Source organism: Kitasatospora sp. NPDC003701 (genome assembly GCF_053587085.1).
This window is the reverse complement of sequence record NZ_JBSFNM010000017.1, coordinates 154112-179570: the sequence shown is the minus strand read 5'-3', so window position 1 is coordinate 179570 and position 25459 is coordinate 154112. Positions and strand designations below refer to the sequence as shown.

The following is a 25459-nucleotide window of genomic DNA, read 5'->3' as shown; positions in this document are numbered from 1 at the left end:
CCTCCTCTCTTCCTTTCGGCTCGGGTACTGCCGCCCCCGCCACTCCCCTTTGGGGGGTGGGGCACAAGGAACGTCCTTGTGCCCCACCGCCCTTCGGCGCATACAGCATGCGGTCGAGACGTCGGGGTAGAGCGGGTCCTCGCCCCGAATCAGCCACGACTTCACGGCGGCCGGACCGGAGGGTCCTGGCCGGCATCCTGCCGGAGCAGAATCAGTTGAAGTAGATCCCGGCGAATTCGCCCCCGAAGCCCAGGTCCGTCAGCGCCTGATCGGCGTCACCCCAGGACCGGTCCGCGTAGGAGAAGTTCGCCTCGAAGAAGTCGAAGTCCAGTTCGCCCTCCTCCCACTCGAAGCCGCACCGGCACCGCACGAAGACCCGTCGGCGGGTCTCAAGGAGCAGCCAGTCCCGGTTCGCCCGGCAGGTGGCGCAGACGATGAGGGTGCCCCGCGGGTTCAGCTCGGCGGGATACTCGACGGCGCGGATCACGGAGCCGCCCGGGGCAGGCTCGGGAACCATCACCGGGTAGTCCGGGATGTGCAGGTCGGCCGGGAGCGGGGGGAGGTTCGAGGGGTCGTTCGGGTTGAGGTCGCGTCTCGGCGAGTCCGACAAGCTGCAAGCCCTTTCGTCACGGGAGATGGTGGCTTTAACCGGGCCTGCGACTGGAATATTCCCGAAATCGGACACCGATACCTGATCGTTACCCTTCTGCGGTGCGGGCTGCTCCAGCTTCTGCTAGTCGTCACTTGCCTTGGCCTGGCGCTACCGGGAACGGACCGTTCGGCTGCCGCCGGCATCACGGTCGGAGTGCGGTGCGGCTTCGGCTGGCCCGGTGATGCTGGCCAGAGCCGGTGAGCGGGCGGTGGCGGAGGCGGCGCGCTGGTCACCGGAGCCGTCGGCCGGGGCGCGAAGGAGGCGGAGCACTGCCGGGCCGTGGGTGAGCCACTGGTGCGCTGGGTGCCAGGCTTCCTCGTTGCGCTGCTGCAGCGCGTCCGTGAAGCCGGGTTCGATGGGAGCCCCCTTCGCATCCACCCGGTTCGGCTGCCCCGCCTGCCAGTCCGCGAGGATCTGGGCGGCGTCGCCGAGGCTCTGACCGAACTCCTTCACCGACCACCGGGTGCGGTCGTCGACCGGAGCTGCCAGGCGGGTGCGGGCGGCGAGCAGCAGGGCTTCGCTGTGGGGCAGCACTTCGGCCAGGTGGGCGAAGACGACCGCGTCGCGGCGGACCAGGCCGGCGCTGTAGGCGCGGTCGTCGAGGGGGAAACCTTGGTCGTCGCAGAGGCTGTCCGATACGGCGTCCCACTGGTCGGTGGCCAAGTGGGCGGCGCGCAGGGACCGTTCGAGCAGGTCGCTGCGCGCCAGGTCGAGCAGGTTCTCGTGGATGGGCAGGAGTCGGCGGGTGATGAAGTGGGCGGTGCGGGCCCGTTCGAACGGGGAGGTCGTGCTGCCACTCAGTGGGGCGGTGGTGCCCAGGACGGGGGTGTCCTGGTAGAAGTCCAGTTCCAAGTTGCCCAGGCTCACGGCGATGGTGTCGATCTTGGCGAAGCGTCCGCTGCGGGTGGAGTACTCGGTGGCGAGCAGGCCGAGCGGGCGGCCGGGTTCGCTGAGGACCGCGGCGCGGTCGAGGTTGCGGTGGGGGATGAAGGGGCCGCAGAGCCGGTCGGCCAGTGCTGCGGCCTGTTCCGGGGCGGACGGGGCGTGGTGTTCGGTGGTCCATGCCCCGGGGAGGCGGGCGGCGAGGTCCTCGGCGAGGTCGTGCAGGTCCACAGGTCTCCGTGTCGGGCAGGTGAGGGATGGCACCGGACGGTCGGGCGGTTCGTCGGGGCCGTGGCGGGCCCGGTCGTCGTGAGTACCGGGCCCGCCGGGGCCTGTGCGGGTCAGGCGGCCTCGGCCACCTCCAGGTCGAGCAGGTCGGCGACCTGTTCCAGGCGGTCGTGGACCTGGTCGGCGTCGGTACCGGTGACGACGAAGTGGGCGAGGCGGCCGGTGTGCCGGTTTCCGCCCTGGCCGGGGTGGAGCATCTGCTCGCCGATCCCGTGCTCGAAGCGCAGCCGCTCCAGCCAGCCGGGGGCGCCGAGTTCCTCTCGGGCCTCGGCGCGGCGGACGGTGCCCGAGGTGGCGGGCGAGACGAAGCGCACTCCGGCCGCTTCCCGCCGGGTGGGGGTGAGGTCGGGCTCGCGGCCCAGGGCGATGTCCGCGGCGACGGCGGGCAGGTCGATTCCGGTGGCCAGCTGGACGAGTCGGCCGATCAGGTCGCCGCCGATGCGGGCGTTGACCTCGATGAGGCGCGGGCCGCTGCTGGTCAGGCGCATCTCGACGTGGGACACGCCCGTGTTGACGCCGAGGGCGTCCAGAGCGGCCTCGGCGATGGGGCCGACCTGTGCGAGGAGGTGGTCGTCGGCGACGACGGTGTGTCCGACCTCCTGGAACAGGGGCTCGGGTCCGAGGGCCTTGCGGGTGACGGCGACGGGAGTGGTGATGCCGTACACGGTGATGCACTCCACCGAGATCTCGGGTCCGTCGAGGTACTCCTCCACGAGGACGCCGGTTCCTTCCGCGCCTTGGCCGGCGGCCTGCTCGGAGGCGTAGGCGAAGGCGGCCGGGAGGTCCTCGGCCTGCTCGACCTTGATCACGCCGATGCTGGCAGCGTGCGCGGCGGGCTTGAGGACGACGGGGTATCCGATGCGGCGCGCGGCGGTGTTGGCGGTGACGAGTGAGGTGGCGCGGATCGACTGCGCGGAGGGCACGCCCTCGGCGGCCCACACGGCGCGGGCGACGGCCTTGTTGCGGCACGCCGCGGCGGTCGCGGACGACTGGCCGGGCAGCCCGAGGTCGGTGGCGATCTGTGCGGCGGGCAGCAGGCAGTACTCGTCCCAGGTGAGCACTCCGGCGATGGTGTGGCGTTCGCCGAGACGGGCGACTGCGGCGCGCAGGGCGGGCAGGTCATGAGGGTCGGCGACCTCGTGGTCGACGATGTGCGCCAGCTGCCAGGTCGGCTCGGTGGAGTCGACCAGGACGATCCGCTGGCGGCGCGCGGCGCCTTCGAGGCAGTAGGCGCGGTACGCGGGGTTGCCGATGGAGATGACGAGCAGGACGGTGCTGTCCGTGGCGTGGGGCATGCGATCTTTCCGGTAGGGGCAGGGCCGGGTGCGGTCAGGCGCGGGCGGGTCGGCGGTTGGAGGGCTGGAGGGCGAAGACGGCGGCGCACGCGGAGGCGAGGACGGTGCTGCCGGTCCACAGCCACCCGGGTCCGTTGTCCAGAGCGACGGCGCCGATCAGCGGTGCCACCAGGGCGGAGCCGCCGAAAGCTGCGCCCCAGACGCCGAGGTAGCGGCCACGCGCTCCGTCCGGTGCGAGTTCGGTGACGTACGCGGCGGCGCCGACGCAGAAGGCCATTTCACCCAAGGTCCACACGGCGGCTGCGGCAACGTAGCCGGTGGCGGAGTGGACGAGCCCGTTGGCGCCCATGCCGAGACCGATCGCCAGGGCCCCGGCCCCGGTGGTCCGTAGGGGGGCGCTTCGTTCCATCAGCGGTTGGAGCAGGGGCTGCAACGCCAGGACGGTGACGGCGTTGGCGACGTTGACCGCGCCGTAGACGGCGGGCGAGAGGCCGTCGGCGCGGATGGCCAGCGGGATGCCGTACACCATCTGCTGGTACACGGTGAGCGTGACCAGCGACAGGCCGGTGAAGGTGAGCAGGCGCCGGTCAGCCAGGACGGCGCGGTAACGGATGGGGGCCGGGGCGGTGATCGGCTGGTCGCGGGTGGCGGGCAGGGCGAGGATGACCGCGGCGAAGGCCACGCAGGTCAGCGCATCGACCACGCAGAGCCAGCCCATGTGGGAGCTGGCGAGGTAGCCGCCGACGATGCCGGAGGCGGCGGCGCCCGCATTCAGCATCCAGTACTGCAGGCCGAAGCCGCGGGCGTGCTGCTGTTCGGAGACCACGTCCGCGATCCAGGCGGTGATCGCGGTGCGGGGCGCGTCGAAGACCAGGCCGATCGCGGCGGCCAGGGCCACCAGTTCGGGGACGGTGGTGGCGCAGGCGAGCAGCCCGTACGCCGCGGCGGTCAGAGCGAGGGAGACGACGATGGTGCTCTTGCGGCCGAACCTGTCGGCGGCGACGCCGGAGAGCGGCTGGCCGAGCACCCATCCGGCACCGAAGGCGGCCAGGATCTGGCCGGCGGTGCCGATCGAGAGGTGGAGCTGGGTGACCAGGTAGAGGGTGAGGTACGGGACGAGGACGGCACCGATGCGGCTGACGCCGAACCCGATCACCAGCACCCAGTACGTGGCCGGGAGACGGTTGGCGGGCGGGGCTGTCGTCGGTTCGGGTTCGGCGGCGGCTGTCGACAAGGGGCTGCTCCGGCAGTCGGGTTCGGGTGTGGTCGGGTCAGGCGGCGGTGTGCGGCTCGACCCGGATGTCCAGGACCGCGCGCAGGTGGGCGACCTCCTGGTCGAGGGTCTTGAGGTTGTCGGGGACGTAGAGCACCCGGCCGGCGCGGGTCATGGTGCCGATGCCGGCGGGGGCGGGCTGGCCGACGATGAGGCGGATGTCCGTGTCGAGGACCCCGGGCAGCGCTTCGACGGTGTCCCGGTCGGCGACGTGGGTCACCGTCCCTTCGGGGGCGGGGATCATGACGGCGGTGAGCGCGGGGAAGCGCGGGGTGCCGTCCAGGTCCGGTACCTCGTCGGTGGCGAGTGCGGCCAGGCTGGCGGGCAGGTCGAACGCGTACATCACGGACGCGAGTTCGGTGATGCTGCCGCCGCCCGGCCGGGCCGCGGCCTCGCCGACGAACACGCCCTTGGTGCGGTCGCGCAGGATCTCGCAGTGCACGACGCCGCTCTGTGCGCCGAGCGCGGCGGCGGCGCGGGTGGCCAGGGCGGTGACGTCCTGGGCTTCGGGGTGCTCGGGCGGCAGGACGGTGTCGAAGGAGGCGTCGCCGACGCTCTGCAGGAGCGGGGCGTCGTAACGGCCGGGTACCGCGAGGAGCACGGTCCCGCGGTGGACGTAGAGGTCGCAGAAGAACTCGGCCTCGACGTCGAGGAACTGCTCGACGAGGAAGCCGTGGGGGGCCTCGTGCAGGGAGTCCAGGACGTGGCCGGCGGCGAGGCGGCCGGTTGGGTCGGTGGTGCGGGTGTCGAACGCCCCGGCGCCGACCAGTTCCTTCAGATGCTCCGGGCTGCGGACGACGAAGGTGTTCAGCGTGGCGAGCCCGGCCCGGGGCTTGACCAGCACGGGCCAGCCGAAGTCGCCCGCGGCGGCGCCGACCTCGTCGGCGTGGTGGACCACCCGGTGCCGGGCCACGGGCAGGCCGGCGGCGGCGAGGGCGGTCTTCATGGTCGCCTTGTCGGTGTAGGCGCGGGCAGCGTCCACCGTCAGGCCGGGCAGCGCTCGCAGCTGGCGCAGGTGCGCGGCGGCGACGATGGCCTGCTCGTCGATCGTGGCGATGGCGTCGACGTCGGGCAGGGAGTGTTCCAGGGCCGTCAGGGCGTCGAGGTCGTCCCAGTGCGCGATCGTGTGCCGCGCGGTGCCGGGGACGGCGGCCGTCCCTTCGGGCTGGAGGACGGAGACGGTGTGGCCGGCGGTGAGGAGGGCGTTCTCCAGCAGGGGGTTGCCGGTGGACAGGACGAGGACGTGCATCAGGTGGGTCACTCCGGTGTGCGGGAGAAGGAGGTGGGGGTGCGGTGGGGTGGCGGGCGTCCGGGTAGAGAGGGACTTCTAGCGGAGGGGCCGGGCTTCGTTCGGCGGACGGTCGCTGGTGGTGATCCGCCAGGCGGTGGCGGCCTGACGGGCGCGGGCCTCGGCCTGCTCGGCTGTGGCTCCGACGGCGTACACATGGCCGGCGGGGGTGAGCGTGCCGACGCGCGTGGGGCTCGGTTGACCGGCGTGGACGAGCTGCTGCACGTCGATGACGCCGGGACGCTTCCGGATCTCGTCGGCGCTGTCCATGCTGGTGATCCAGCCGGGTGGGGCGATGGGGGCGGCCCAAGCCACGGCCGGGCCGTCGCTGCGCGGGTCCGCCTGCGGGGTCAGGTTCATGGCCAGGTCGGCGGCGAGCGCCCAGGGGTCGATGCCGTGCCGGAGCCTGAGCAGGTGGGGCAGCATGGCACCGCCGGGCCGCAGCCCGATCTCCCCGACCAGCAGGTCGCCGGAGCGGGCGCGCAGGATCTCGACGTGGGCGAACCCGGATTCCAGCTGGAGGGCGTCGGCTGCGGCGCGGGCCAGTTCGACGACCTGCTGGGCGTGGTCGTCGTCGGGGCCCAGGAGCACCGCGCCCAGGACGGCGGTGCCCAGCAGGGGCCCGGGATATCGGCCCGGCACGGCGTAGACCTCGCGGCCGTGGTGGCGGAGGATCTCGCAGTGGTACTCGGCGGCGACGTCGATTCCCTCCTCGGCGATGAGGCCGCCGCTGGCGTGGTCCAGTCCCCGGTGGATGCCGGAGGCGTGGAGGCTGGCGGGCAGGGCCTGGGGGCCGAAGGCGTCGCTGGCACGCAGGCGGTCGAGGTGGGGCTGGTCGCGGACGAGGAGGGTGCCGATCGAGGCGAATCCCCGGCGGGGCTTCACGACGACCGGCCAGCCGAGCAGTTCGGCGGCGCTCTCGATGTCGGCGACGCTGTCCAGCGGGACGTGCCAAGCGACGGGGACACCGGCGGCGGTGAGCACGTCCTTCTGGACGTGCTTGTCCGTGGCGGCTGTTGCCGATGCCACGGACTGGCCCGGGAGTCCCAGCCGGCGGCGAAGGACTGCGGCGGCTCGTAGGCAGGGCTCGTCGGTGGTGACCACCGAGTCAACGGGCAGAGCAGCCAGTTCGCGGGCGAGGACGGACAGCTCCCGCCGGTCGTCCCACGAGGCGACGGTCAGCATCGGGTAGGGGACGCCGCGGGCCTGGCGGTCGGCCTGGACGGCTGCCGGCACTACGGCGAGGATCTGCTGCCCGCGCTCGACGAGCCGGTCCTCGAGGTGGGAGCGGAGAGCGGAAAGCACGACAAGCATGCCGACGTTCCTCCTTCTGGTCATGTCGGGATGGGGATGGGCGGCGGGGTGGCCCCCTGCGCCGGGGGCTGGCCGTGCGAGTGGGGCGCTACCGCAGGCGGACGGCGGGCTGGTGGGGTTGGCCGGTGGTCACCTGGGGCAGCCGCTCGCGTGGCGCGGGCGGCGGCAGCGCCACGGGGGGCAGGGCCGCTGAGGTGGCGCGGGCGGCCGAGTCGCGGGTGATCGACGGCGCCGCTGCCGGTGCGGCGTGGACGACCACGTCGAGGAGGTCGGCGGGGCAGGCGTAGCCGATGCCCGCGTTCCGGAAGGACTGGACGGCGCGGGTGACCGCGGCGCTGTGCTCGGTGAGTCCGGTTGTGCCGGGCGGCAGTTGGAACCGGACGTCCGTGTTGGTGGATCGGTCCACGAAGCCCGCCTCGCGCAGCAGCTGCTCGGCCTTGGCCTGGGTGGCCAGCAGTTCCTCGCGGCCGGGGACGCCCAGTTGCTCCAGGCGCTGGTACAGGACCGCCAGCATGGCGGGCACGCTGCCCCGGTTGTGCTCGTGCGGGCCGCCGGGCTCGCTGTTGTAGATCAGCTCGAACTGGTCGCTGTCCTCCGGGTGGTCCCGGGTGACGTGCCAGCTGTCGGGGAACCCGGGGATGGAGTCGTTGGCGTCGCCGGTCTCCTGCGGCGGCGAGATCGTCAGGTGCCCGCCGTCGGGCAGCAGGACGTGGACGATGTAGTCGCTCAGGCCGAAGTCCTCGACGCACTCCAGCCCGCGGTGTTCGAGCGGGCCGGTGATGTGCGGGTACCGGCGGCTGATCCTCGCGGCGTCGAGGGGCCTGGGCGTGAAGGGGCCGTAGACGTAGGCGTTCAGCTCGTCGGGCTTCTCGGTGAACAGGACGGTCACCTGGGGCTCGGACTCCACGGACTCTCTCTTCTGCTGCGCGGGACGAGGGTGGTGCGCCCGCCGACGGAGCGTTGATCGCGTCCGTCGGCGGGCGGATCACCAGATTCCGTGCTGCGCGGCCGGATGCATCCGGCCGATCTTGTGGTATTCGCCTCCGTGGGAGCCTGGACCAGCCAGGACGCCGTGGGCCAAGATCACGCTTAGCCCCGTCCGCTAGTCACAGGAGACGCTTCGATGGACAGCAAGGATCTGTGGTACCTGGCCGGCCGGCGTGCCGAGCGGCATGCCCCTGCCGGTGACTACCTCGCCCGGCGGTGGGACCAGGCGGTCCGCGAGGCTGCCTCGCTGATCGAGCCCGGCCTGCCCCGGCACTACAGCTACGGCCCCTTCGTCCCCGCGCTGGACGTCATCGCCCTCGCGCTTTACAGCCGGGACGACTACGACCCCGGACGCGGTCCGGGGTCGTGTGAGATCGCCGACATGCTGGCGTCGCCCGATGCAGAGCAGCGGGTCCGCGACGGGTTGGCCGGGCGCGGCCACCGTGCCCCCGATGACCCGCTGCTGGAGCTGCTCTCCTGGCTGACGCGGGAGAAGCAGTGGGATCCCAGCTGGGACGCCCTCCCCTCCCTGGAACAGCCCTATCCCGGAACCGCCTTCCGGTGGGCCGTCGAGTGGTTCGACTACTGGCTACGGAATCGCGCGCTCCAAACCGGCTGAGCCGACGCAAACGGACCTCGGGGCGGCGTTCAGCCTCGGTTCGCGCTGCTCGGACTCCCGCCGAACGAGACAGTGGACCGGCTGCATAGGTACCACCCGCTGACCGGACGGCCGTCCTCATCCTGCCAGGTAACCCGCGCCGACCAGCGGATGCTGCCCTGACGCAGCCGCCAGCGTTCGATTCGGACGGACCGCCACTGCCCGCCGATGCGGATCTGGGCCTGCGCCCAGCGGGCTTCCGCCGGCCAGCTCCGCCCAGGACCAGCCAGCAGCTGGACCGGAGCAGGCACCGCGTCCTCATGGTCGCCCCGAGCGGAGGGGCGGTCGGGGCGAAGGCGTGGAGGTGCGGCGCTCATGGCAGAATCGTACATCCGTTCGGTTACTGCTTGGGCCTTCCTCCCTCTGGGCTGGTCAGATCGGTACGGGCATCCGCTCGGACAGCAGAGGTCCGAACCCGACGTCTGTGGCTGCCTTCTCCAGGTGCCGCTTCATGGGGTCGCCGACGAGGAACGGGCTGATGGCCTTGCCGGCGAGGTAGAGGCAGACCGGGATCCACACGCGGTTCGCGTCGACTGTGACCTTGCCTGTCGCGTAGAGCGCTCGTGCCTGCCCGTGCTCCCGCTCGACGAACGCCTCCCCTGTCTGCAAGGAGGCGTGCGAGTAGGAGGACAGATAGCGGTAGACCGGGTAGAGGTTCCGCAGGCCCCGTGCCTCGACCAGGTTGGCGACGTTGCTGGCCTGGCCCTTGAGCGTCGCGTGGCGGGCCTCGGCAGCGGCGTCGGGGAAGTCGAAGACCGGCTCGTCCCCGACCAGGATGTCGCTGGGGATCTCCCACTTGATCCGTTCGAGGTTCTCGATCAGCTTCCTGCGCCGGTCGAACTCGGCGGCTTCCAGCGCCCACAAGCCCTCGGTCTTGTGCTCCGCCAGCCACTCCATGAAGTGCGCGTGCTCGATGATGCTGCGCATCTGACCAGCCGCCTCCACCGTGAACTGGGAGTCGTAGGCCCGCATCAGCAGATCGGCCTGGCGGTTCACGAACATCCACCACCCGAGGAGTTGATGCGCGTAGTCGGCTTCCTCGGCCAGCACCTCGGGAGAGGACGCTGTGACCTTCTGCGCCTCGTCGATGAGGTGTTTGGTGAGGAGGCGAGAACGCCTGATGCAGCTGGGGTTGTCGCCGAACTTGTATGCCATCCCGCGAGGTTAGGGCGCTCGATGTCTCTGCGGCACGACGTTTTCCCGTACCCGCGCGGTGACCGGAGCAATCGCGTCCCTCACGACCGGGCCCATCGGGGTCAGGCCGTCAACGGAAACACCGAGGACGCCACCCGGTGGATGGCGTCCTCGGTGCTGCTTTCTCAGAGCGCGACCACGGTAGCGCGCCGCCGCCGACCGTGCGCCCGCTCGGTCAGCGGGCCGGGCGACGCCGTGGCGCGGGCGCGGGGGCGGCAGGCCGTCCGGCCCTGGTGGGGGTGCCGGGCCGCACTGGCTCGGTCGAGGGTGCGGCCGACAGCCCTGCGATCCGGCGCACTCGCCAGACCATGACGGCGGTGACAGAGTCGGCGGTGTCCAGCTCGCGCCAGGTCTTCGCCTCCTCCAGGAGGGCGGCCGGGTCGTGGCCGGCGGCCTCGGCCTCGGCGAGGGTCGCGGCTAGCGCGTCCCACCCCTCCTTCTCCTGCGGAGCGCCCTCGGCGACGGACAGCCGGTCGCGGATTACGGCAGCCTGCCGCTCCCGGATCGCCGGAGGCAGCGCCCTCCCACCGGTGGCCATCGCCGCCATCGGCCTGGCGGAGACCGTGCGGTATGCCGCGCGCAGTTCGCGGGCGGCGGCGTCGGCAGCGGCGGCCTGCTGGGCGTGGCCGCGCCCGGAGTGCCAGCGGGCGGCGGCGATGGCCAGCAGCACCAGTGCGGACAGCAGCATGGCGGTCGCGCCGCCGTCCTCGCCCCTGTTGGTGGCATAGCCGCTGGAGAGCATCTGCCGAGCCGCGTAGCGCAGGCTCCGGTTGTCGGCCCGCTCGGCACGGACGTGGCTGCGCGAGGCGCGCTCGAACGCCCGCGCTGCGGCCAGGAGCTGGGCCCGGGTGTCGGCCGGGGCGCGGATGGCGATCACGTCGATCACCTCGATCGCTCCGGCGAGCTGGGCGGCGACCTGCTCGTCGTCGCCTTCGTCGATCGTGCGGGCGGCGGCTTCGACCGCGCCGGCCGCGCCGCGCCGGGCTTGGGCGGCCCGGGAGCCGGGTGTGCGGGCCTTGCCCGTCGCCGCGCCGTCGGGCTGCGCGGTATCGGCAGCGTCGACCAGCCCCGCGCCCAGGCGTTTGCGGATGCGGGGCAGGGACAGGTCCGGGGCGAGCCGGGAGCCGCCGAAGTAGATCGGCTCGCCCTCGGCGTTGCGGTCGTCCGGGTGGGCGACGGAGTACCCGAGCACATCACCGGACGGTGCGATCTTGAGGTGGACCAGGAGGCCGGCCGTCTTGAGTCGGTCCAGGAACTCCGCCTCGTCGGCGGCGCCCGCGAGGGCGCGTCGGGCGGCGTCGCGCAGCTGGAGCCGGACGGGTTCGCCTCGGCCGAGCCGCTGCGCCTTGTGGCCTTCCGCGCTGGTGGGGCGCTTGGCGGCGGTTCCGTCGCCCGGGTTCAGCTCCTTGAGGCCGAAGTCGCGCTCGATCTGCCTGCACTCGGTCTGGGCGCGCTTCGCATCGTCGTTCAGGCGGGCTTGGCGCAGGTCGCCGCGCACGATGGTGGCCATGATGTGGATGTGCCGCAGGTCGTGGCGGACCGCGATCCAGCGGCAGCCGTCGGGGTCGCCGGGCTCGGCGATGCCAGCGGCGGCGACCACGCGGCGGGCGACCTCGGCCCACTCCTCGTCGCTCAGGAGCCGGTCGTCGGGGTCCGCGCTGACGGGGCAGTGCCAAACGTGCCGCTTGGGCCGCCGGTCGCCGAGCTGGTTGACCCGCAGGTCGAGCGCGGCCTCCAGCTGCGAGAGCGTGGCGTTCGGGTCGCGGCCGGGGTCCGGGGCGAACCCGTCCCAGGAAGCGACGATGTGGGGGTCGGTGTGTTCGTCGTGCTTGCCGGGGCCGTAGAGGTAGGCCAGCAGTCCGTACGTCTTTGATCCGCGGCTGACGTCAGGGACCATCGGCGGCCCCGGTGACGAGCTGGGCGGCGGTGCGGTCGACCGTGGCGACGGCGGTGCGGACCGCGACGAGCGTGGCGTCGAGGTCGGTGGGCCGGACCTGGCCGCCGGCGTTGAAGGCGAACGCGACTTGGTTCAGGTTGTTGCCGACGCGGGCGAGGTGGGCGCGGGCGGAGACGAGGGTGTCGACTGCTCGGTCGAGGCGGTCTTGCGGGTCGCGGGCGCTGCTGTGGCCGCGGGCGGCGGCGAGCGTGCTGGTGGCGACGAAGCGGGAGATGGTCTGCTCGCGCTGCTCAGCGGCGTCGGCGATCTCGTCGCGCTCGGCGGCGTTGAAGCGGGTGACGATGCGGTGGGGGCGCTGCTGGGCGTCGCGGTGGCGGCGGCGCGGGCGGCGCTTGGGCGTCAACTCGGCTTCAGCTTCTTGGGGTTGTGGCGTGGTCGTGGCTTCTCCTTTCCTCGGTTCCCGGAGCGCCCTCGCTCCGGGTTCTGGGTGGAGTCGAGCGCCCTCGCTCGACTCCACCCAGGTCCCTCGCCCCCGTGGGGCGAGGGCAAGTGCCTGGGGCGGCCCGTAGGGCTGCCCCAGGCGATAGCTTGCTGCGCCGTCGGTGCCGGTCCCCGCCCTGCATGTGGGCGTCAAGTCGCTTGCACGGCAACCGACTTCACCGACCGGACGCGGCCTCCAGCTGGTGGTCGACGAGCAGCTCGACGGCATACTCGATCGCCTCCAGCGGCGACTCCAGCACGAACTGCGGACCGCTGCGGGTCCGGCGGACGATCCAGCTGCCGTCGCTCGCCCCGTCGGCGCTGTGGAGGTGGCCCTGCTCGTGCAGCAGGCCCATCAGACCGGTGGCGAGGTGTTCGTCGGTGTGGCTCTTGGCGGTCAAGTCGGTTCCTAGGGTGGGATGGTGGCCTGGTCGGACGGCGGATTCCGGGAGGTCAGCGGCGGGAGGGCGGGGGTTTGCCCTCGATGTCCTTCAGCTCCCGCAGGAGCTGGCCGAGCGCGATGTTGTTGATCGGGACGTTCTGGGCCCTGAGCCCGGCGCGCAGGGCCTCACGGGTCAGCCGCCCCTCGGCGGTGGCGGCCACGGTGCGCCCGATCGGCAGGAGCGCTTCCAGCTCGTCGTCGCTCAGCTGCCGCTTCCGGACGTCGCGGTCCGGTCCCCGGTCAGTGCCGGGGACCGGGGACCGCGAGACGGGGACGGTCCCGGAGGCGGTGTTGATCGTGGGGACGGTCCCCGGTCCCGGCCGGTCCCCGGCGGGGACGGCGGGGACGGCGGGGATGGGGGTCGGCTCGGTCCCGGATCGGGGACCGGCCTGCCGCGCGGGGACCGGTCCCGGTCGGGTCTCGGGACCGGTCCCCGCGCTCTCGCCCGGTGCCGGGACCGCCCGCAGGACGGTCGCCGCAGTGGCGGTCCCGGGGCCGCGGGGACGGGCCGCCTCGGCTTGCGCCGGGGTGGGGACCGACGGGACCGGGGACGGGGCGGGCGTCGGGACGCGGTGGGGGGCGGTCGCCGTGGCCGCGCTCACCCGGCCGGCTGCGGCGGCATCGCCCGGCCGGGACGATTCGGTGAGGTTGGGGACCGGTCCGGCCCCGTCCCCGGGACCGGGTTCGGTTGCCGGGACCGCCGCCGCGGGGACGGCGGGGGGCGCGGCGTGCACCCTCGGGGCGGGTGCGGCAGGAACTGTGGGGACGGTCCCGACCGGGCTGCTCTCCGGAGCCCGGGACGCCGGGGTGCCGGGGACGGTCCCCGGCTTCGGCGCGGACAGCGCGGGGACGGTCCCAGAGGGACCGGGGGTCGGGACGGTCCCGGAAGTGGGGACCGCACCGGAGGCGGGGACGGTCCGTGGGGTGGGGACCGTACTGTCCCCTGCGGCGGTCCCGCTGCCGGGGACGGAGGTCTGGGGACCGGGGACGGGGACGGCTCGAGGCGGCGGACCCGAGGCGGCGGCCGGTCCCGCCGGGAGAGCGGCCGGTCCCTCGGGAGCCTTGGTCAGTGACACCGGGGACGGTGTGGGGACGGCGGACAGTTCGTGGTGCCGGTCCGCCGTCGCGGAGGCAGCGTTGTCGACTTCGGGGGCTGCGGCGCGCTTGCGGTTCCACCACCGGGTACGGACAGCGGGCTTCGCCCCGGCGTCCTGGTCGGGCGCACTCTGCAGACTCGTTTGGTCGGTGTCGCCCAACTCCTTTGTGCCCGCGTCGGCCTGGGGCTCTGCATCGGCGCCGGAGGTGTGCCGGGACATGACGATGTAGAGGTGGGTGGCGCCGCCCAGCACCAGCGGAGCGATGGTGCTCAGCACACCGACGGACCAGTCCGGCAGGTGGAGGCCCTCGCCGGGCGCGCTGATGTCGTTGAGGCGCACGGCGTGAGTCCAGTTGGCCCAGACGCTCGTGGCCGTGGCGCTGCCGAACACCGACCAGGTGTAGGCGCGGGCCCGCAGCGGCGCGTCCTTCAGCACGACCAGCGCCCTGGTGCCGTAGGCGATGAAACCATCGATGGCGATGGGGAACAGGTAGGTCAACTCCGGGCGGATGTGCATGGCGACGGCCATCTGCTGCAGGGCGTCGTACGACAGGGCCCCGCCGACGCCACCCATGGCACCGATCGCCGCTTTGTCCCACCAGGACATGCCCGGCGCGGGTCGCTTGTCCTCGCTCATGCCGCGACCGCCCGGCCGGTGGCCATGGAGGTGGCGATGCGCTGCTCACGCCGGACCGTCAACGGTTGCGTGGCGATGTTGGAACGGGCTTCGCGCAGCAGTTCCAGGCCGTACTTGCGGCTGATGCCGAGCACGGGGGCCCAGGTGTTCACGTCCAGGTCGAGGATCGCGGCGACGGTGACCACGGAGGTGCGCTCCGGCCTGGACAGGTGCACCGAGCGCCCGGCGAGGGCTTCGCGGATGCGCTGCTCGTCCCAGCGGTGGACACTGGCGCGGCGGTGGAGCACGAGGCGTTCGGTCTCGCCGAGGCCGCCGCGGATGCCCCAGCGGTCGTTCAGGTCGAGGGCCTCTTCCAGGCACTGCCGGCTGACGGGGCAGGAGGCGCAGACCGACTTCGCGGAGGCGGTCTCCTCGCTCTCGTCGGGCAGCGGGTGGAACTGGTCGGGGTGCGCGGTGGTGGCGCAGGCGGCTTTGGTCGCCCAGCTGTTGTCGCGGCGGCGACCGGCGAGCTGGATCAGATTGGACTGGGTGTCGGGCACGGGTGCGGGTTCTCCGAGGTGGGCCTGCTGCGGCAGGCGGCTGGGGTCGGTGTCGAGCGGGCTCGCCGGGGCGGCGGCTGGGGCGCTCAGCTGCTGGTGGCGGGCGCTGGGGTCGCTCTGGCGAGGGCGCGGACCTTGTGCTCGATGGCCGGTCCGGCGAGCGGGTCGGCAGGGACGCGAGCACGGGCGGCTTGCAGCTGGACGAGGGCACGCTGGTAGCCGAGTGAGGCGTTCTCCCGGGTTCTGACCGGTCCGGGCGGGCGGCGCCCGGGCGCCGCGGCACCGCCGCTCGGCACGGGGCCGGCGGTTGCTCTGCCGCCGCGCTCGGCCAGAACGCGGATGCTGCGCACAACCGGTTGCTGGTGCAGGCGGTTGATCTCGGCGACGAGGTGGGCGGCGAAGTGGCGCAGGTGGGTGGCGTAGGCGGGCGAGTCGGCCTGGACGTCGAGACGGCCGGTGGTGTGGTCGAAGGCGACGGCCCGGGTGTGGGGGGCGAGTTCACCGGCGGCTCGGGGCCACAGGTCGGTGACGGCGCCACCGGAGAGCGGGGCGTTCCAGGCGTGCTGCTCGACGAGGCCGCCGAGTGCGGCGGCGAGCCCGACCGGGTCGCGGTCTGCGGAGCGGACGGCGGCGCGGCGGGGTCCGCGGACCTTGGTGGCTCCTGCGGGGCGCTTGGCGGCGTCGGCCTGGGCGCGGCGCAGGGTCAGGCGGGCGAGGTCGGCGCCGCGGGGCTCGTCGGGCGGGGTCATCGGGTGGCTCCGGTGGTGAGGTGGCTGGTGGTGGCGGTCAGGCGGACGACGCGCTCGACGAGGTCGGCCCCGTAGATCTGCGCGGCCTTGTCCCGTCCGGCGAGGGCGACGGCGGAGCCGACCAGCTCGGGCTGTCCGGCGAGGTACTGGCGCCAGGCGAGCGTGCGGATCTCGGCGTGCTCGGAGTCGGTGGGCTCGGGCGGCAGCTCGACGAGCTGCTGCTGGCGCTTGGCGGCGGTGAAGGCGTCGCGGACCAGGCGGGCGACCGCGTTGCTGCGCGGCGCGGACCACGAGCTGCTCCACTCGGTGTGGCGCTCCCGGGCGGCGTGGCGGCTGTCGCGCCACCAGGCGACCAGGTTGGCGCGCTTGGCCGGGGTGTCGAACAGCAGCTCCGTCCCGACCAGGCGGGCGGTCAGGAAGCCACTGGGCCGGTGGATCCGGTCCGAGGGTGCGCGCAACGCGAGTACGGCGATCACCTCGTGGGCGGTCCAGCCCGCGTCGGCGAGGTGCCGCACGGCCCAGGCCACGCGGGCTACCGGCGTGCCGGCCAGCCACGGGACCTGCCGGACCAGCTCCAGGCCGAGCTGGTAGCGCCGCCCAACCGCGTTCAGCGTCTTGCGGGTTCTTCTCTCCGTCGGTGCGCTGCTGGGCTTCCCGTTGCGAGGCTCGCCCTCAGAGGGAGAAGAGGTAAGTGCCGCAGGAGAGGCAGTGCAGGAACCACCCTCCATTGGGGTGCAATCCGAACTCCCAGAAAAAGAGGGTCTTTTGGTCTTGCGGACCTTGCGGCGCACGGTGCGGGCGGCCTTCTTGCCGAGTCGCGCCAGCTGGGTGCGGCCCTGCTCGGAGATGCCGACGACAGCGCGGATGAAGGTGTCCGAGGGCGCGGTGCGCAACCCCAGGGCCTGGTCGAAGGAGACGGGTATGGTGCGGGCGAACTCGCTTGCCCGGGCACGCTCCTGGCGGACGCGGGTGCCCTTGACCCTGTAGGCCAGCAGGCCCGCCTCGCGCAGCAGCGCCAGGTGGTACTTCACAGTGCGCACGGAGACCTTGAGGACCCGGGCGAGGAAGTCGACGCCCGGCCGGCACGGGTTGAGCTGGGCGAGCTGCTGGGCCAGCAGCACGGTGGTCGTGCCGAACCGCGGGCCGTGGCTGCGGACCGGTGTGCGGGTGCCGGTGTCGTGGGCCCAGTGCACGGCCTGCAGCCAGGTGTACGGGTCGGGGGCGATGCGGGAGCTGGTGGTGGAGATCCACTGCTCGGGGTCGGGAACGGGCAGGCCGGGGTTGCCCGATGCCCTGTCGGCGGACGTGCGCGAGGGCAGGAGGGTGCTAGGCATGGAGGTGAGAGGTTTCGCCTGGAGCGCGCGGCACCGGTCGCCAGGGCAGGCGGTGCCGTCAGCGCGGAACGGGTGAAGGCGGGAGGAGGCGCGTCAGGGGCGCGGCTGCGTCCGGCGCTGGGACGGTCGGTCCCCGCGCGGGTGTGCCTGTGCGCTGCGCGGTCGTCCGCGGTGCGGCGGGTTCTGCCGCTCGGCGGACGTGGAGAGGGTGGTGCTCAGGCCGCCAGCGGGAGGTCCTCGCCGCCGGCAGCGGCCAGGGCGGTCAGCTCCCCGGTGGCCAGGTCGAGGTGGTGGGCGCATCCGCGGTCGAGCGGGAATGCGGTGCTGATCCAACGGGCCATGGCCTGGCGGATCGCCAGCGGCTGCGGGACGTTTCGGCCCTGGGCGTCGTACGCCTCGGCGGTGCGGGGCAGGCCGCCTTCGGCGGCGCTGTTCAGGCGCACCGAGGCGCTGCCGGGGGCGAGGCGGGCGAGGATCTCGGCGAAGGCCACGGAGGTGGTGGCGACCAAGCGGCCGTCACCGGTGCCGATTGTGGGGATCGAGGAGGACATGCCATACTCCTGGGCTGATGTCCGGCTGCGTTGTGAGATGCGGGGGCCGGGCGTCGGACGTGTTCGACGTCCTCGCGTGCGGAGGGGTCCGGAAGCGCCAACTTCCGGGCTCTCCGCCGAGGGCGGCCGAAGCCGCTGCCCCGCCGGTCGGACCGGCGCGCCAGCGAAGGCAGCCCCCGGATGAGCGGGCGCGATATAGCCCCTCACCAGGGATTCTGCACTCTAGTTTCCCTTCGGCTGGATCAACGTACACCAGAGTTCGCCAGAATGGGACACTAAAGTTCGGGTCTCGGCGTGCATCGGGGCACTGTTGGGTACTAAAGTGCGCCCGTGGGACGATCTGACACGGAGGACAGGGCGATGCCGGGACAAGCTGACAAGGACAAGGGCCTTGCGCAGATCGCTGCACGCCTCGACCGTCTCTTCGAGGAGCGCCACCCCGAGGGCCGCGGCCCGTACACCGTCGCCGAGGTCTCCACCGGCACCGGGATCAGCGACACCCTGCTCCGGGGCATGCGCAAGGGCGGCAAGACCAACCCCACGATCGACACCCTGGTGAAGATCGCGGCCTTCTTCGATGTGCCCCCGACCTACTGGGTCTCTGACGACCCGGACAAGGAGGTCGCCGGCCGCGACCTCCAGCGGGCCATGGAGGACGCCGGCGTCCAGTCGATCGCTCTGCGCAGCAAGGGCCTCGACGCCAAGGGCTTGCGCTTCGTCAAGGAGTCGATCGACATGGCGCGCAGCTCCCAGGGCCTGCCCCCCGCCGACGCGTCGGACGAACCGACACCCTGAAACCCCGCGTTCGCGGCAGGCTCACGCATGCCGAAAATCTACGCGCGAAGATTCTACGGAATGCATTCCTGATTGCCAGTCAGGAATGCATTCCCCCCATTCGGGGGGACGCCACCCCCCGGCTTGACGAAATGCATCCCACTCCTTGGGGGAATCGCGGGGGAATCCGCCAAAGACGGGAGAGAGTGACGCATGTCACCTTATCTTTGACATGTTCCCGCAGTTATTACTTTCGGTAGTGAACCAACTGGATGCCACCTGTGAGCCCCCTATGAGCTGCGGGAGTCTTCGCAGGTCAGGCACGTCAGGCTGCGACGCTGCGTGACGATCCGGACCCGTACCGCCCAGCATCCGGACATCGGGGACCAATAAGGCTTAGTTGATCTTTATCTCCTGTGCTTAACATCCTCCTACCGCCGTGACGCCGGGTCGCGATATTCGACGCGCATCCCAAGGCACCGAAATCCATGATCATTTCTTGGGAGGGGATCGTGCATGCCAAATCGCTGCGCACCGCCTGCGAGGATCGCTTGCGCAAATTGGAGCTGCCGCACCGCTTCACCGAAACCGAGCTGATCGAGGCAGTCTCCGCCCACGTCGGCCGGCGCATCGAGTGCGAGCCCAAGGCGATGCAGGAGAGCGACGGCTGCGGGCTGCGCCAGCGCTACGACGACCGCGAGGTCATCTTCTACGAGCAGAACGCGTCGCTGCTGCTGCGCCTGCAGATCATCGCCCACGAGCTGGGCCACATCCTGTGCGACCACGCCGGCACAGTGAACCGGGCCAACTTCAAGACGGACGAAGAACTCGCGGCCGAGATCGACTGGACGGGCTCGCTCGGCATCTCGGCGCGGACCTCCTACGACACCCCCGAGGAGCAGGAGGCCGAACACCTCGGCTCGCTGCTCGTCTCGCGGATGCTCCGCGAGCGCAGGACGCCCTCACCCCGACCCACCGCCGCCTCCGAGCGGTGGGCGGCCATGTACACCTAAGACGAGAGAACAGCGCCACCGTGATCACCATCGTCACCTTCGGCCTGCCCGCCCTGCTCCTCGCGGCTGCTGCCTATTGGATGCGTCCCCGCCCCGCGGACACGCCCAGACCCTCCAACGCCGCCTCGACCGCTGTACTGCTCGTCGCCTGGGCCGTCGCGATCACCGGGTTCAACCCCGCGGTCCAGGACGCCGCCGACCTGCTCACCCGGGACCTGGCCAAGCTGGTCAGCAACGTGCTCATGCTCGGCGCCAGCCTCGCCGTCGTCGGCTTCCTCTTCGCCCTCAACTACGATCCCGAGCCCGCTCGCGCCAAACTGCGGACCCGTCTGCGGCTGCTCGCCCTGGCCGTCACGGTGATGGGCGTCGCGTTCTTCGCCACCCCCGCCGACCGGCGCTGGAGCAGCCCCTTCACCAACACCCACTGGGGCCAGGCACCGGCCACGCTCACCCTCTACACCATCGCCTACGTCGCCTTCATGGGCCACGCCACCTACGACGCCCTCACCCAGACCTGGCGGCGCAGCACCGAGACCGACTGGCGAGTCCACAAGATCGGGCTCAAGGCCGTCACCGGCGGGTGCTTCTTCGTCCTGCTCTACCTGGTCTACAAGGTCGTCAACGCCGCCGCCAGCCTCGCGCACGTCGAGCTGTTCCCCGGCGGTCCGCGGTGCACCTCCCTGGTGACCCCGTACCGCTGCGCCTTCTCCTTCACCGCCCCGCTCAGCGGCGTCCTGCTGATCACCGCCGGACTCACCGTGCCCGCGATGCTGTGGCCGTTGGCCAAGCGCAGGTTCACCGCCTGGCAGCGGCAGACCGCCCAGATCATGGTTCCCCTGTGGCAGGACATCACCTCGGTGGACCCCGACGTCGTGCTGAACACGCTCGGCGGCGGCGCGGAGCCCGACCTCGTCCTGCACCGCCGCACCGTCGAGATCGCCGACGGCATCCTCAGCCTTGAGGAACACCGCTCCCGAGCGGTGCAGCAAGCCGCCGAGGAGGCGGTGTCCGCCGCCGGCCTCACCGGCACCGAGGCGGAGGCCGTGGTCGAAGCGGCCATCGTGGCGGGCGCCATTCAGGCAGCCCGCTGGAGCGCCCGCGCCCAGCGCGACCCCGCACCACTGGCCGACAACGGCTCCGCCCGCGAGGCGGATCTGGCAAAGGAGGCGGTCTGGCTACGGTTGGTGGCCGAGCAGTACACCGGAAGCGAGATCGTCCACCGCATCGCCGCAGCGCACCAGCCCCCCGCTCACGCGGCATAGGAGCGAGCACCATGGCCAACCCCTTCTCCGACCCCGCCTTCTACCGCGACCGCTACCCCGTCTACGCCGCGCTGCGGCAGCGGTGCCCCGTCGCACAGGTGCCCATGGGCGGCAGCTCCGGGACCACGGCCGTGGTCACCGGCTACGACCAGGCCAGAGCCGCGCTCGCCGACCCCGCGCTGTCGAAGGACACCGTCGCGTTCTTCGCCAACCAGCCCTCGGGACGCGCACTGCACCCCGCGCTGGCCAGCACCATGCTTAACAGCGACCCACCCGACCACACGCGGCTGCGCCGCCTGGTCACCCGGGCGTTCACCCCGGCCCGCGTCCAGCAGCTGCGGCCAGCGGTGCGCGCCCTGGCCGAGGAGCTGGTCGACGGCTGGTCCCCCGGCGACCGGGTGGACCTGATGGAGGGCCTGGCCGTGCCGCTGCCGGTCACCGTGATCTGCCAGCTCCTCGGTGTCCCCGCCGCCGACCGCGCAAGCGTCCACCGCTGGTCCTCGGACCTGCTCGCCACCGGCGACCACGAGCGGATCGACTCCGCCTCCCATGCCTTGGCCGACTACATGTCCGCCTTGGCCGCAGCCAAGCGCGAGAAGCCCGACGAGGCCCTGCTGTCCGCCCTGGTCGCCGTCCGCGACGAGGACGGCGACCGGCTCAGCGAGCTTGAGCTGGTCTCCCTCGCGGTGCTGCTCCTGGTCGCCGGGCACGAGACGACCACCGCGGCGATCGGCAACAGCATCCTGGCCCTGCTGCAGCACCCCGAGCAGCTCGCGCTGCTGCGCGCCGACCACGGCCGAGTCCCCGGCGCGGTCGACGAGCTGCTGCGCTACGACTCCCCGGTGAGCATCGCGACCTGGCGGTGGGCGCCGAAGGCCACCCGGCTCGGCGAGACGGAGGTGCCGGCGGGCAGCCCGGTCTTCGTCAGCCCCGGCGCCGCCAACCGCGACCCGGCCCGCTTCACCGACCCGGACCGCCTCGACCTCGACCGGCCCGACGCCCGGTCGCACCTGGCCTTCGGCCACGGCATCCACCGGTGCCTCGGCGCTCCCCTGGCCCAGGTCGAGGTCGAGACCGTCCTGCTCCTGCTACTGGAGCGCTTCCCCGGCCTGCAACTGGCAGAGCCTGCTGAGCAGTTGCTCTGGCGGCACTCCCGGCTGGTCCGCGGGCTGGAGGCGCTGCCCGTTCAGCTGTAGCCGACGGTGGTGCTGCCTGCAGAACCGGGCAGCACCACCCACCGGCAGGCCCCGTCCGTGCTCCATGGCGGCCCACACCGGGCCGACAGCCGCCCGCACGCGGCCACCTGGTCCACCAGGGCCACCCCGCTGGTCACCGGCTCACAGCGGGTCTCACCGCCGTGAACTCGCCATCGCCGCACGCACCTTCGCGATGCCGCGCGCGGTCGCCTCGACTCCGCGATCCGCCGCGCCGTCCCCACGCCCCGCTCCTCGGCAGCCCGCGCACAGCCCCGGTTCGGGCAGCGGGTCGCGGCACTGGTCGCACTCCGCCAGCTGCTGCTGCGGGGCGACCGTCCGCTCGGCGGGCTTCTTCCGCTCCAGCCGGGACCGCAGCACCGCCACCGGGGAGTGCACCACCTCGGGCAGTCCGGTCAGCAACGCCTGCCGCAGCTCGTCCTGCGAGGCCCCACGCTCCATCCACTGCCGCACCAGCGGGGCGAGCGCCGCCGCCTCCGACACGCCCAGCGGCAGCCGCCGCTCCGGGCGAACCGCTCTCATCAGCGCGTTCACCGCCGCGAGCGTCTCCTCGTCCAGGTCCTCCGGGTGTGCCGCAGGCGCTGCCCGGCGGGGCCGAGGCATCAGTTCCGGAGCGGGCTCCTCCCGCCCTCCCTCATCGTCGGCCGGGGCCGCCTCGGCGAGCGGCTCCGTCTCCTCGCCGCGAGGGAGGGAGGGTACTTTGACCAGGTCCTTTGGAAGGACGCCACGATCACCGCAGTCCGGTTCACCGGAGCCCGGCGCAGTGGCACCCGGCAGCAGCCCCGCCTGCGGGCGGTCGAAGACGTGCGCCTCCGAGCGCATCCGGCCGTTCGGCAGGCGGACCACCTCCACCCGGTAGTACCCCCAGGCCCGCAGCTCGTCCAGCGCCGCCGCCAGGGTTTTGCGGCCCTGCGGGCTGGAGTCCGCCATCTGCCGGCACGTCTCGCGCCAGTCGTCAGGTCGGGACAGGAGGTCCACCAGCAGCCCGCGGGCGGTGTAGCTCATGGCGCGGTTCTGCGCCAGGACGTTCGGGATGATCACGAAGTTGGACGGGTGGGGGCTGCGGTGGATGCGCAGGGAGAGCCTCCTCGGCACCTCGGCCGGGCCAATCCCAGCCGAGGGACGACGGACCATAGCCAGGAACGCGCCGCAAGTGAAGCCCACGCCGAGAGACCTCGATCACAACGTGGCTACCGGAGGTCTGCGGGGTCAGTTCAGGATCTCGCGTAGGTGCGCGACGTCTTGATCGAACTGGGGCGAAAAACCAGGCTGGTGTTCGAGAAACGGCGAGGGGAGCTGGGTGCCGGGGGCCGGGTCGTCGTGCGGCCGGGGGATCACGTGGACGTGGAGGTGCGGGACCGAGTTCCCCTGCACCTCGTAGTTCATCTTGGCCGGGTGCAGGTACTGCTCGATGGCCAGGCCAGCACGGAGCACGTCGAGGAAGAACCCGGCGGCCTCGTCCTGGGTGAGCTGGGTCGGCTCGGCGACGTGTGGGCCGTTCCATATCGCGACGGCGTAGCCGCGCAAGGCTGCTCTGTTCAGGTAGACGTCGGCGTATCCACCCTTCAGGATCCTTACTCCGCGCCCGTTGTCGTCCAGCCCTCGGGTGGCGCACATGCCGCAGCCGATGCCGGTCTTTCGGTCGTTCCAGTCGGCGGGCCAGGACGATTCAGTCATGATCCCTGCATAACGGCTCTCGTCCCGCCGGGCACTTCGTGACACGCGCGCAGGGAACCGTTCACCAGTGCGCTTGGCGCTCTGCCCGAATCGCAACAGGGCCTGGGGCCGCCGATATCCCGACGCTACAACCCGTCAGCGCCACTACCATTTACGTAAGTTGGCGGTGGATCCAGAGTCCGCGCCGGAGAGGGAAGTCCCGTGACCGAGGTACTTGCAGCGATGGTCCTTGCGCAGAACGCCGTGACGGGGGCCATGGCCCGCGTCCTGCCGCGCCAGCTGTCCGAGCGAGACCCGCTGGTCCGACCCTCCGAGCACGCCGACTTCCAGTCGAACGTCGCCCTGGCTCTGGCGAAGGCGGCCGGGCAGCCGCCGCGGGAGCTGGCGCAGGCGCTCCAGCAGGAGCTGGCGGGCGGGGTGGTGTCCTCCACGCTCTCCGGAGCGGGCTTCCTCAACCTGTCGGTGGACGACGCGCAGCTGTGGCGCCAGGTCGAGGCCCGGCTGGCGGATCGCCGCCTGGGAGTGGGCGAGCCGCTGGTCGGCACGCGGACGGTCATCGACTACTCGGGCCCGAACATCGCCAAGGAGATGCACGTCGGGCACCTGCGGACCACGGTCATCGGCGACAGCCTGGTACGGGTGCTGTCCTTCCTGGGTGGGGACGTCGTTCGGCAGAACCACCTCGGCGACTGGGGCACGCAGTTCGGCATGCTGATCCAGTACATCGACGAACACCCCGAGGCGCGGTGGCAGGGCGCCGACCCGGGCGAGCAGGTCTCGGTCCTGGACGGCCTGTACCGGGCGGCCCGGCAGGTCTTCGACGCCGATCCCGAGTTCGTCGAGCGGGCCCGGCTGCGGGTGGTGGCCCTGCAGTCGGGCGACGAGGCAACGCTGGCGGTGTGGCGTGAGCTGGTCGCGGTGTCCACGGCGGCGTTCCAGCAGCTGTACGACCGGCTGGGTGTGCTGCTGACGCCGGAGGACTCGGCGGGCGAGTCGACGTACAACCCGGTCCTGGACGAGGTGGTGCAGGAGCTGGTCGACGCGGGCATCGCGGTGGACAGCGACGGAGCGCTGTGTGTCTTCTTCGACGACGTCACCGGCCCTGACGGGGAGCCCGCGCCGCTAATCGTCCGCAAAAAGGACGGCGGGTACGGCTACGCCGCCACCGACCTGGCCACGATCCGGCACCGGATCAGGAAGCTGGAGGCCGACCGCATCCTGTACGTGGTCGACGCCCGGCAGGCCCTGCACTTCCAGATGGTCTTCGCCACCGCCCGCCGGGCCGGCTGGCTCACCGACGACGTCGAGGCGGTCCATGTCCCCTTCGGCACCGTGATGGGTCCGGGCGGCACCCCGTTCAAGACCCGCTCCGGTGGGACGGTGCGTCTGTCGGAGCTGCTGGACGCGGCGGTCGAGGGGGCCCGCGAGGCCGTGGCCGACAAGCCGCACAACTTGGACGGCGAGGCTCTGGAGCGGGTGATCCAGGCGGCCGGGATCGGCGCGGTGAAGTACGCCGACCTGTCCACGTCCCGCGCGAAGAACTACGTCTTCGACATCGCCCAGATGGTCGCCCTCCAGGGCAACACTGGCGTCTACATGCAGTACGCGCACGCCCGAGTGCGGACCATCCTGAGCAAGGCGCCGCAGGACTCCCTCGACGCCCCGGTGGACGCCTCGCTGGCGCTGCACCCGGTGGAGCGGGCGCTGGTCCTGGCGCTGGACGGCTTCGATGCGACGCTGCGCGAGGTCGCCCAAGAGCTGGAGCCGCACCGGCTGTGCGGGTACCTGTTCGCGCTGGCGAAGGCGGTCACGGACTTCTACGGGGCGTGCCCTGTCCTGAAGCCCGAGTCCGCAGGCGTCCGGGCGAACCGGCTGGCGCTGTGCCGGCTGACCGCCCAGACACTGGCCCGGGGCCTGGACCTCCTCGGCCTGCAGGCCCCGGACCGGATGTAGCCGTCGAGAC

24 protein-coding genes are annotated in these 25459 nt (G+C 72.3%); 6 read left to right on the top strand and 18 right to left on the bottom strand.

What is annotated here, in order from left to right; all coding sequences use genetic code 11:
• Positions 1-211 precede the first annotated feature (211 nt).
• From ACWDRR_RS18950 to ACWDRR_RS18920, 7 genes are all read right to left on the bottom strand, one after another.
• A complete protein-coding gene (locus ACWDRR_RS18950) occupies positions 212-610 on the bottom strand; it encodes a hypothetical protein (protein ID WP_380383946.1) in 399 nt (132 codons plus the stop codon).
• A gap of 150 nt (positions 611-760) precedes the next feature.
• Positions 761-1765, bottom strand: a complete 1005-nt coding sequence (locus ACWDRR_RS18945) for a hypothetical protein (protein WP_449773324.1) — start codon at positions 1763-1765, stop codon at positions 761-763.
• Between the two features lie 110 nt (positions 1766-1875).
• A complete protein-coding gene (locus tag ACWDRR_RS18940) occupies positions 1876-3117 on the bottom strand; it encodes an ATP-grasp domain-containing protein (RefSeq protein WP_449773323.1) in 1242 nt (413 codons plus the stop codon).
• A gap of 34 nt (positions 3118-3151) precedes the next feature.
• The gene (locus tag ACWDRR_RS18935) at positions 3152-4351 is read right to left on the bottom strand and encodes an MFS transporter (protein ID WP_449773322.1); all 1200 of its coding nucleotides are present in this window, start codon (positions 4349-4351) and stop codon (positions 3152-3154) included.
• A 37-nt stretch (positions 4352-4388) separates the two neighbouring features.
• Positions 4389-5639, bottom strand: coding sequence for an ATP-grasp domain-containing protein (locus ACWDRR_RS18930; RefSeq protein ID WP_449773321.1), 1251 nt, complete (start codon positions 5637-5639; stop codon positions 4389-4391).
• A 78-nt stretch (positions 5640-5717) separates the two neighbouring features.
• Positions 5718-6992, bottom strand: a complete 1275-nt coding sequence (locus tag ACWDRR_RS18925; RefSeq protein ID WP_380383932.1) for an ATP-grasp domain-containing protein — start codon at positions 6990-6992, stop codon at positions 5718-5720.
• 88 nt (positions 6993-7080) lie between these two features.
• Entirely contained in the window at positions 7081-7899 is an 819-nt protein-coding gene (locus ACWDRR_RS18920; RefSeq protein ID WP_449773320.1) for a hypothetical protein, read from the bottom strand.
• 216 nt (positions 7900-8115) lie between these two features.
• Here ACWDRR_RS18920 and ACWDRR_RS18915 point away from each other — a divergent pair, with 216 nt between their 5' ends.
• Positions 8116-8598 carry a hypothetical protein gene (locus tag ACWDRR_RS18915; protein ID WP_380383926.1) on the top strand — a complete coding sequence of 161 codons (483 nt, stop codon included), beginning with the start codon at positions 8116-8118 and terminating at the stop codon, positions 8596-8598.
• Between the two features lie 411 nt (positions 8599-9009).
• Here ACWDRR_RS18915 and ACWDRR_RS18910 read toward each other — a convergent pair whose 3' ends face one another.
• The 9 genes from ACWDRR_RS18910 to ACWDRR_RS18870 form a co-directional block, all read right to left on the bottom strand.
• A complete protein-coding gene (locus ACWDRR_RS18910) occupies positions 9010-9792 on the bottom strand; it encodes a DUF5677 domain-containing protein (RefSeq protein ID WP_380383923.1) in 783 nt (260 codons plus the stop codon).
• Between the two features lie 214 nt (positions 9793-10006).
• Positions 10007-11728, bottom strand: coding sequence for a relaxase/mobilization nuclease domain-containing protein (locus ACWDRR_RS18905; RefSeq protein WP_449773319.1), 1722 nt, complete (start codon positions 11726-11728; stop codon positions 10007-10009).
• Positions 11718-12131, bottom strand: a complete 414-nt coding sequence (locus ACWDRR_RS18900) for a plasmid mobilization protein (RefSeq protein ID WP_449773318.1) — start codon at positions 12129-12131, stop codon at positions 11718-11720. The genes ACWDRR_RS18905 and ACWDRR_RS18900 overlap by 11 nt, the downstream gene beginning before the upstream one ends.
• A gap of 253 nt (positions 12132-12384) precedes the next feature.
• On the bottom strand, positions 12385-12609 hold the full coding sequence (locus ACWDRR_RS18895) for a hypothetical protein (RefSeq protein WP_449773317.1): 225 nt from the start codon (positions 12607-12609) through the stop codon (positions 12385-12387).
• 52 nt (positions 12610-12661) lie between these two features.
• Positions 12662-14383, bottom strand: a complete 1722-nt coding sequence (locus ACWDRR_RS18890; RefSeq protein ID WP_449773316.1) for a DUF2637 domain-containing protein — start codon at positions 14381-14383, stop codon at positions 12662-12664.
• Positions 14380-14922 (bottom strand): WhiB family transcriptional regulator, encoded by a 543-nt coding sequence (locus ACWDRR_RS18885; protein WP_449773315.1) that lies wholly within the window; start codon positions 14920-14922, stop codon positions 14380-14382. Before ACWDRR_RS18885 ends, ACWDRR_RS18890 begins: the two co-directional genes overlap by 4 nt.
• Before the next feature lie 86 nt (positions 14923-15008).
• Positions 15009-15671 carry a DciA family protein gene (locus tag ACWDRR_RS18880; protein WP_449773314.1) on the bottom strand — a complete coding sequence of 221 codons (663 nt, stop codon included), beginning with the start codon at positions 15669-15671 and terminating at the stop codon, positions 15009-15011.
• On the bottom strand, positions 15668-17005 hold the full coding sequence (locus tag ACWDRR_RS18875; RefSeq protein ID WP_449773313.1) for a hypothetical protein: 1338 nt from the start codon (positions 17003-17005) through the stop codon (positions 15668-15670). The genes ACWDRR_RS18880 and ACWDRR_RS18875 overlap by 4 nt, the downstream gene beginning before the upstream one ends.
• 215 nt (positions 17006-17220) lie before the next feature.
• A complete protein-coding gene (locus tag ACWDRR_RS18870) occupies positions 17221-17556 on the bottom strand; it encodes a hypothetical protein (RefSeq protein WP_380382571.1) in 336 nt (111 codons plus the stop codon).
• A gap of 360 nt (positions 17557-17916) precedes the next feature.
• Here ACWDRR_RS18870 and ACWDRR_RS18865 point away from each other — a divergent pair, with 360 nt between their 5' ends.
• The 4 genes from ACWDRR_RS18865 (at position 17917) to ACWDRR_RS18850 (ending at position 21801) form a co-directional block, all read left to right on the top strand.
• Entirely contained in the window at positions 17917-18351 is a 435-nt protein-coding gene (locus ACWDRR_RS18865) for a helix-turn-helix domain-containing protein (protein ID WP_449773312.1), read from the top strand.
• A 491-nt stretch (positions 18352-18842) separates the two neighbouring features.
• Entirely contained in the window at positions 18843-19343 is a 501-nt protein-coding gene (locus ACWDRR_RS18860) for an ImmA/IrrE family metallo-endopeptidase (RefSeq protein WP_449773311.1), read from the top strand.
• 20 nt (positions 19344-19363) lie between these two features.
• Complete coding sequence (locus tag ACWDRR_RS18855; RefSeq protein WP_449773310.1) at positions 19364-20605, top strand: MAB_1171c family putative transporter; 1242 nt, start codon at positions 19364-19366, stop codon at positions 20603-20605.
• 11 nt (positions 20606-20616) lie between these two features.
• Complete coding sequence (locus ACWDRR_RS18850; RefSeq protein WP_449773309.1) at positions 20617-21801, top strand: cytochrome P450 family protein; 1185 nt, start codon at positions 20617-20619, stop codon at positions 21799-21801.
• A gap of 153 nt (positions 21802-21954) precedes the next feature.
• Here ACWDRR_RS18850 and ACWDRR_RS18845 read toward each other — a convergent pair whose 3' ends face one another.
• Both ACWDRR_RS18845 and ACWDRR_RS18840 read right to left on the bottom strand, forming a co-directional pair.
• On the bottom strand, positions 21955-22914 hold the full coding sequence (locus ACWDRR_RS18845) for a hypothetical protein (protein WP_449773308.1): 960 nt from the start codon (positions 22912-22914) through the stop codon (positions 21955-21957).
• Positions 22915-23028: 114 nt separating this feature from the next.
• Complete coding sequence (locus ACWDRR_RS18840) at positions 23029-23496, bottom strand: HIT family protein (protein WP_449773307.1); 468 nt, start codon at positions 23494-23496, stop codon at positions 23029-23031.
• Between the two features lie 201 nt (positions 23497-23697).
• Here ACWDRR_RS18840 and argS point away from each other — a divergent pair, with 201 nt between their 5' ends.
• On the top strand, positions 23698-25449 hold the full coding sequence (gene argS, locus ACWDRR_RS18835) for an arginine--tRNA ligase (protein WP_449773306.1): 1752 nt from the start codon (positions 23698-23700) through the stop codon (positions 25447-25449).
• Positions 25450-25459: the final 10 nt, after the last annotated feature.

Excerpts from the sequence above, each read along its gene's own strand:
- ACWDRR_RS18940 (WP_449773323.1), bottom strand. The coding sequence starts at position 3,117 with ATGCCCCACGCCACGGACAGCACCGTCCTGCTCGTCATCTCCATCGGC.
- ACWDRR_RS18930 (WP_449773321.1), bottom strand. The coding sequence starts at position 5,639 with ATGCACGTCCTCGTCCTGTCCACCGGCAACCCCCTGCTGGAGAACGCC.
- ACWDRR_RS18925 (WP_380383932.1), bottom strand. The coding sequence starts at position 6,992 with ATGCTTGTCGTGCTTTCCGCTCTCCGCTCCCACCTCGAGGACCGGCTC.
- ACWDRR_RS18915 (WP_380383926.1), top strand. The coding sequence starts at position 8,116 with ATGGACAGCAAGGATCTGTGGTACCTGGCCGGCCGGCGTGCCGAGCGG.
- ACWDRR_RS18910 (WP_380383923.1), bottom strand. The coding sequence starts at position 9,792 with ATGGCATACAAGTTCGGCGACAACCCCAGCTGCATCAGGCGTTCTCGC.
- ACWDRR_RS18905 (WP_449773319.1), bottom strand. The coding sequence starts at position 11,728 with ATGGTCCCTGACGTCAGCCGCGGATCAAAGACGTACGGACTGCTGGCC.
- ACWDRR_RS18890 (WP_449773316.1), bottom strand. The coding sequence starts at position 14,383 with ATGAGCGAGGACAAGCGACCCGCGCCGGGCATGTCCTGGTGGGACAAA.
- ACWDRR_RS18880 (WP_449773314.1), bottom strand. The coding sequence starts at position 15,671 with ATGACCCCGCCCGACGAGCCCCGCGGCGCCGACCTCGCCCGCCTGACC.
- ACWDRR_RS18875 (WP_449773313.1), bottom strand. The coding sequence starts at position 17,005 with ATGCCTAGCACCCTCCTGCCCTCGCGCACGTCCGCCGACAGGGCATCG.
- ACWDRR_RS18870 (WP_380382571.1), bottom strand. The coding sequence starts at position 17,556 with ATGTCCTCCTCGATCCCCACAATCGGCACCGGTGACGGCCGCTTGGTC.
- ACWDRR_RS18865 (WP_449773312.1), top strand. The coding sequence starts at position 17,917 with ATGCCGGGACAAGCTGACAAGGACAAGGGCCTTGCGCAGATCGCTGCA.
- ACWDRR_RS18850 (WP_449773309.1), top strand. The coding sequence starts at position 20,617 with ATGGCCAACCCCTTCTCCGACCCCGCCTTCTACCGCGACCGCTACCCC.
- ACWDRR_RS18840 (WP_449773307.1), bottom strand. The coding sequence starts at position 23,496 with ATGACTGAATCGTCCTGGCCCGCCGACTGGAACGACCGAAAGACCGGC.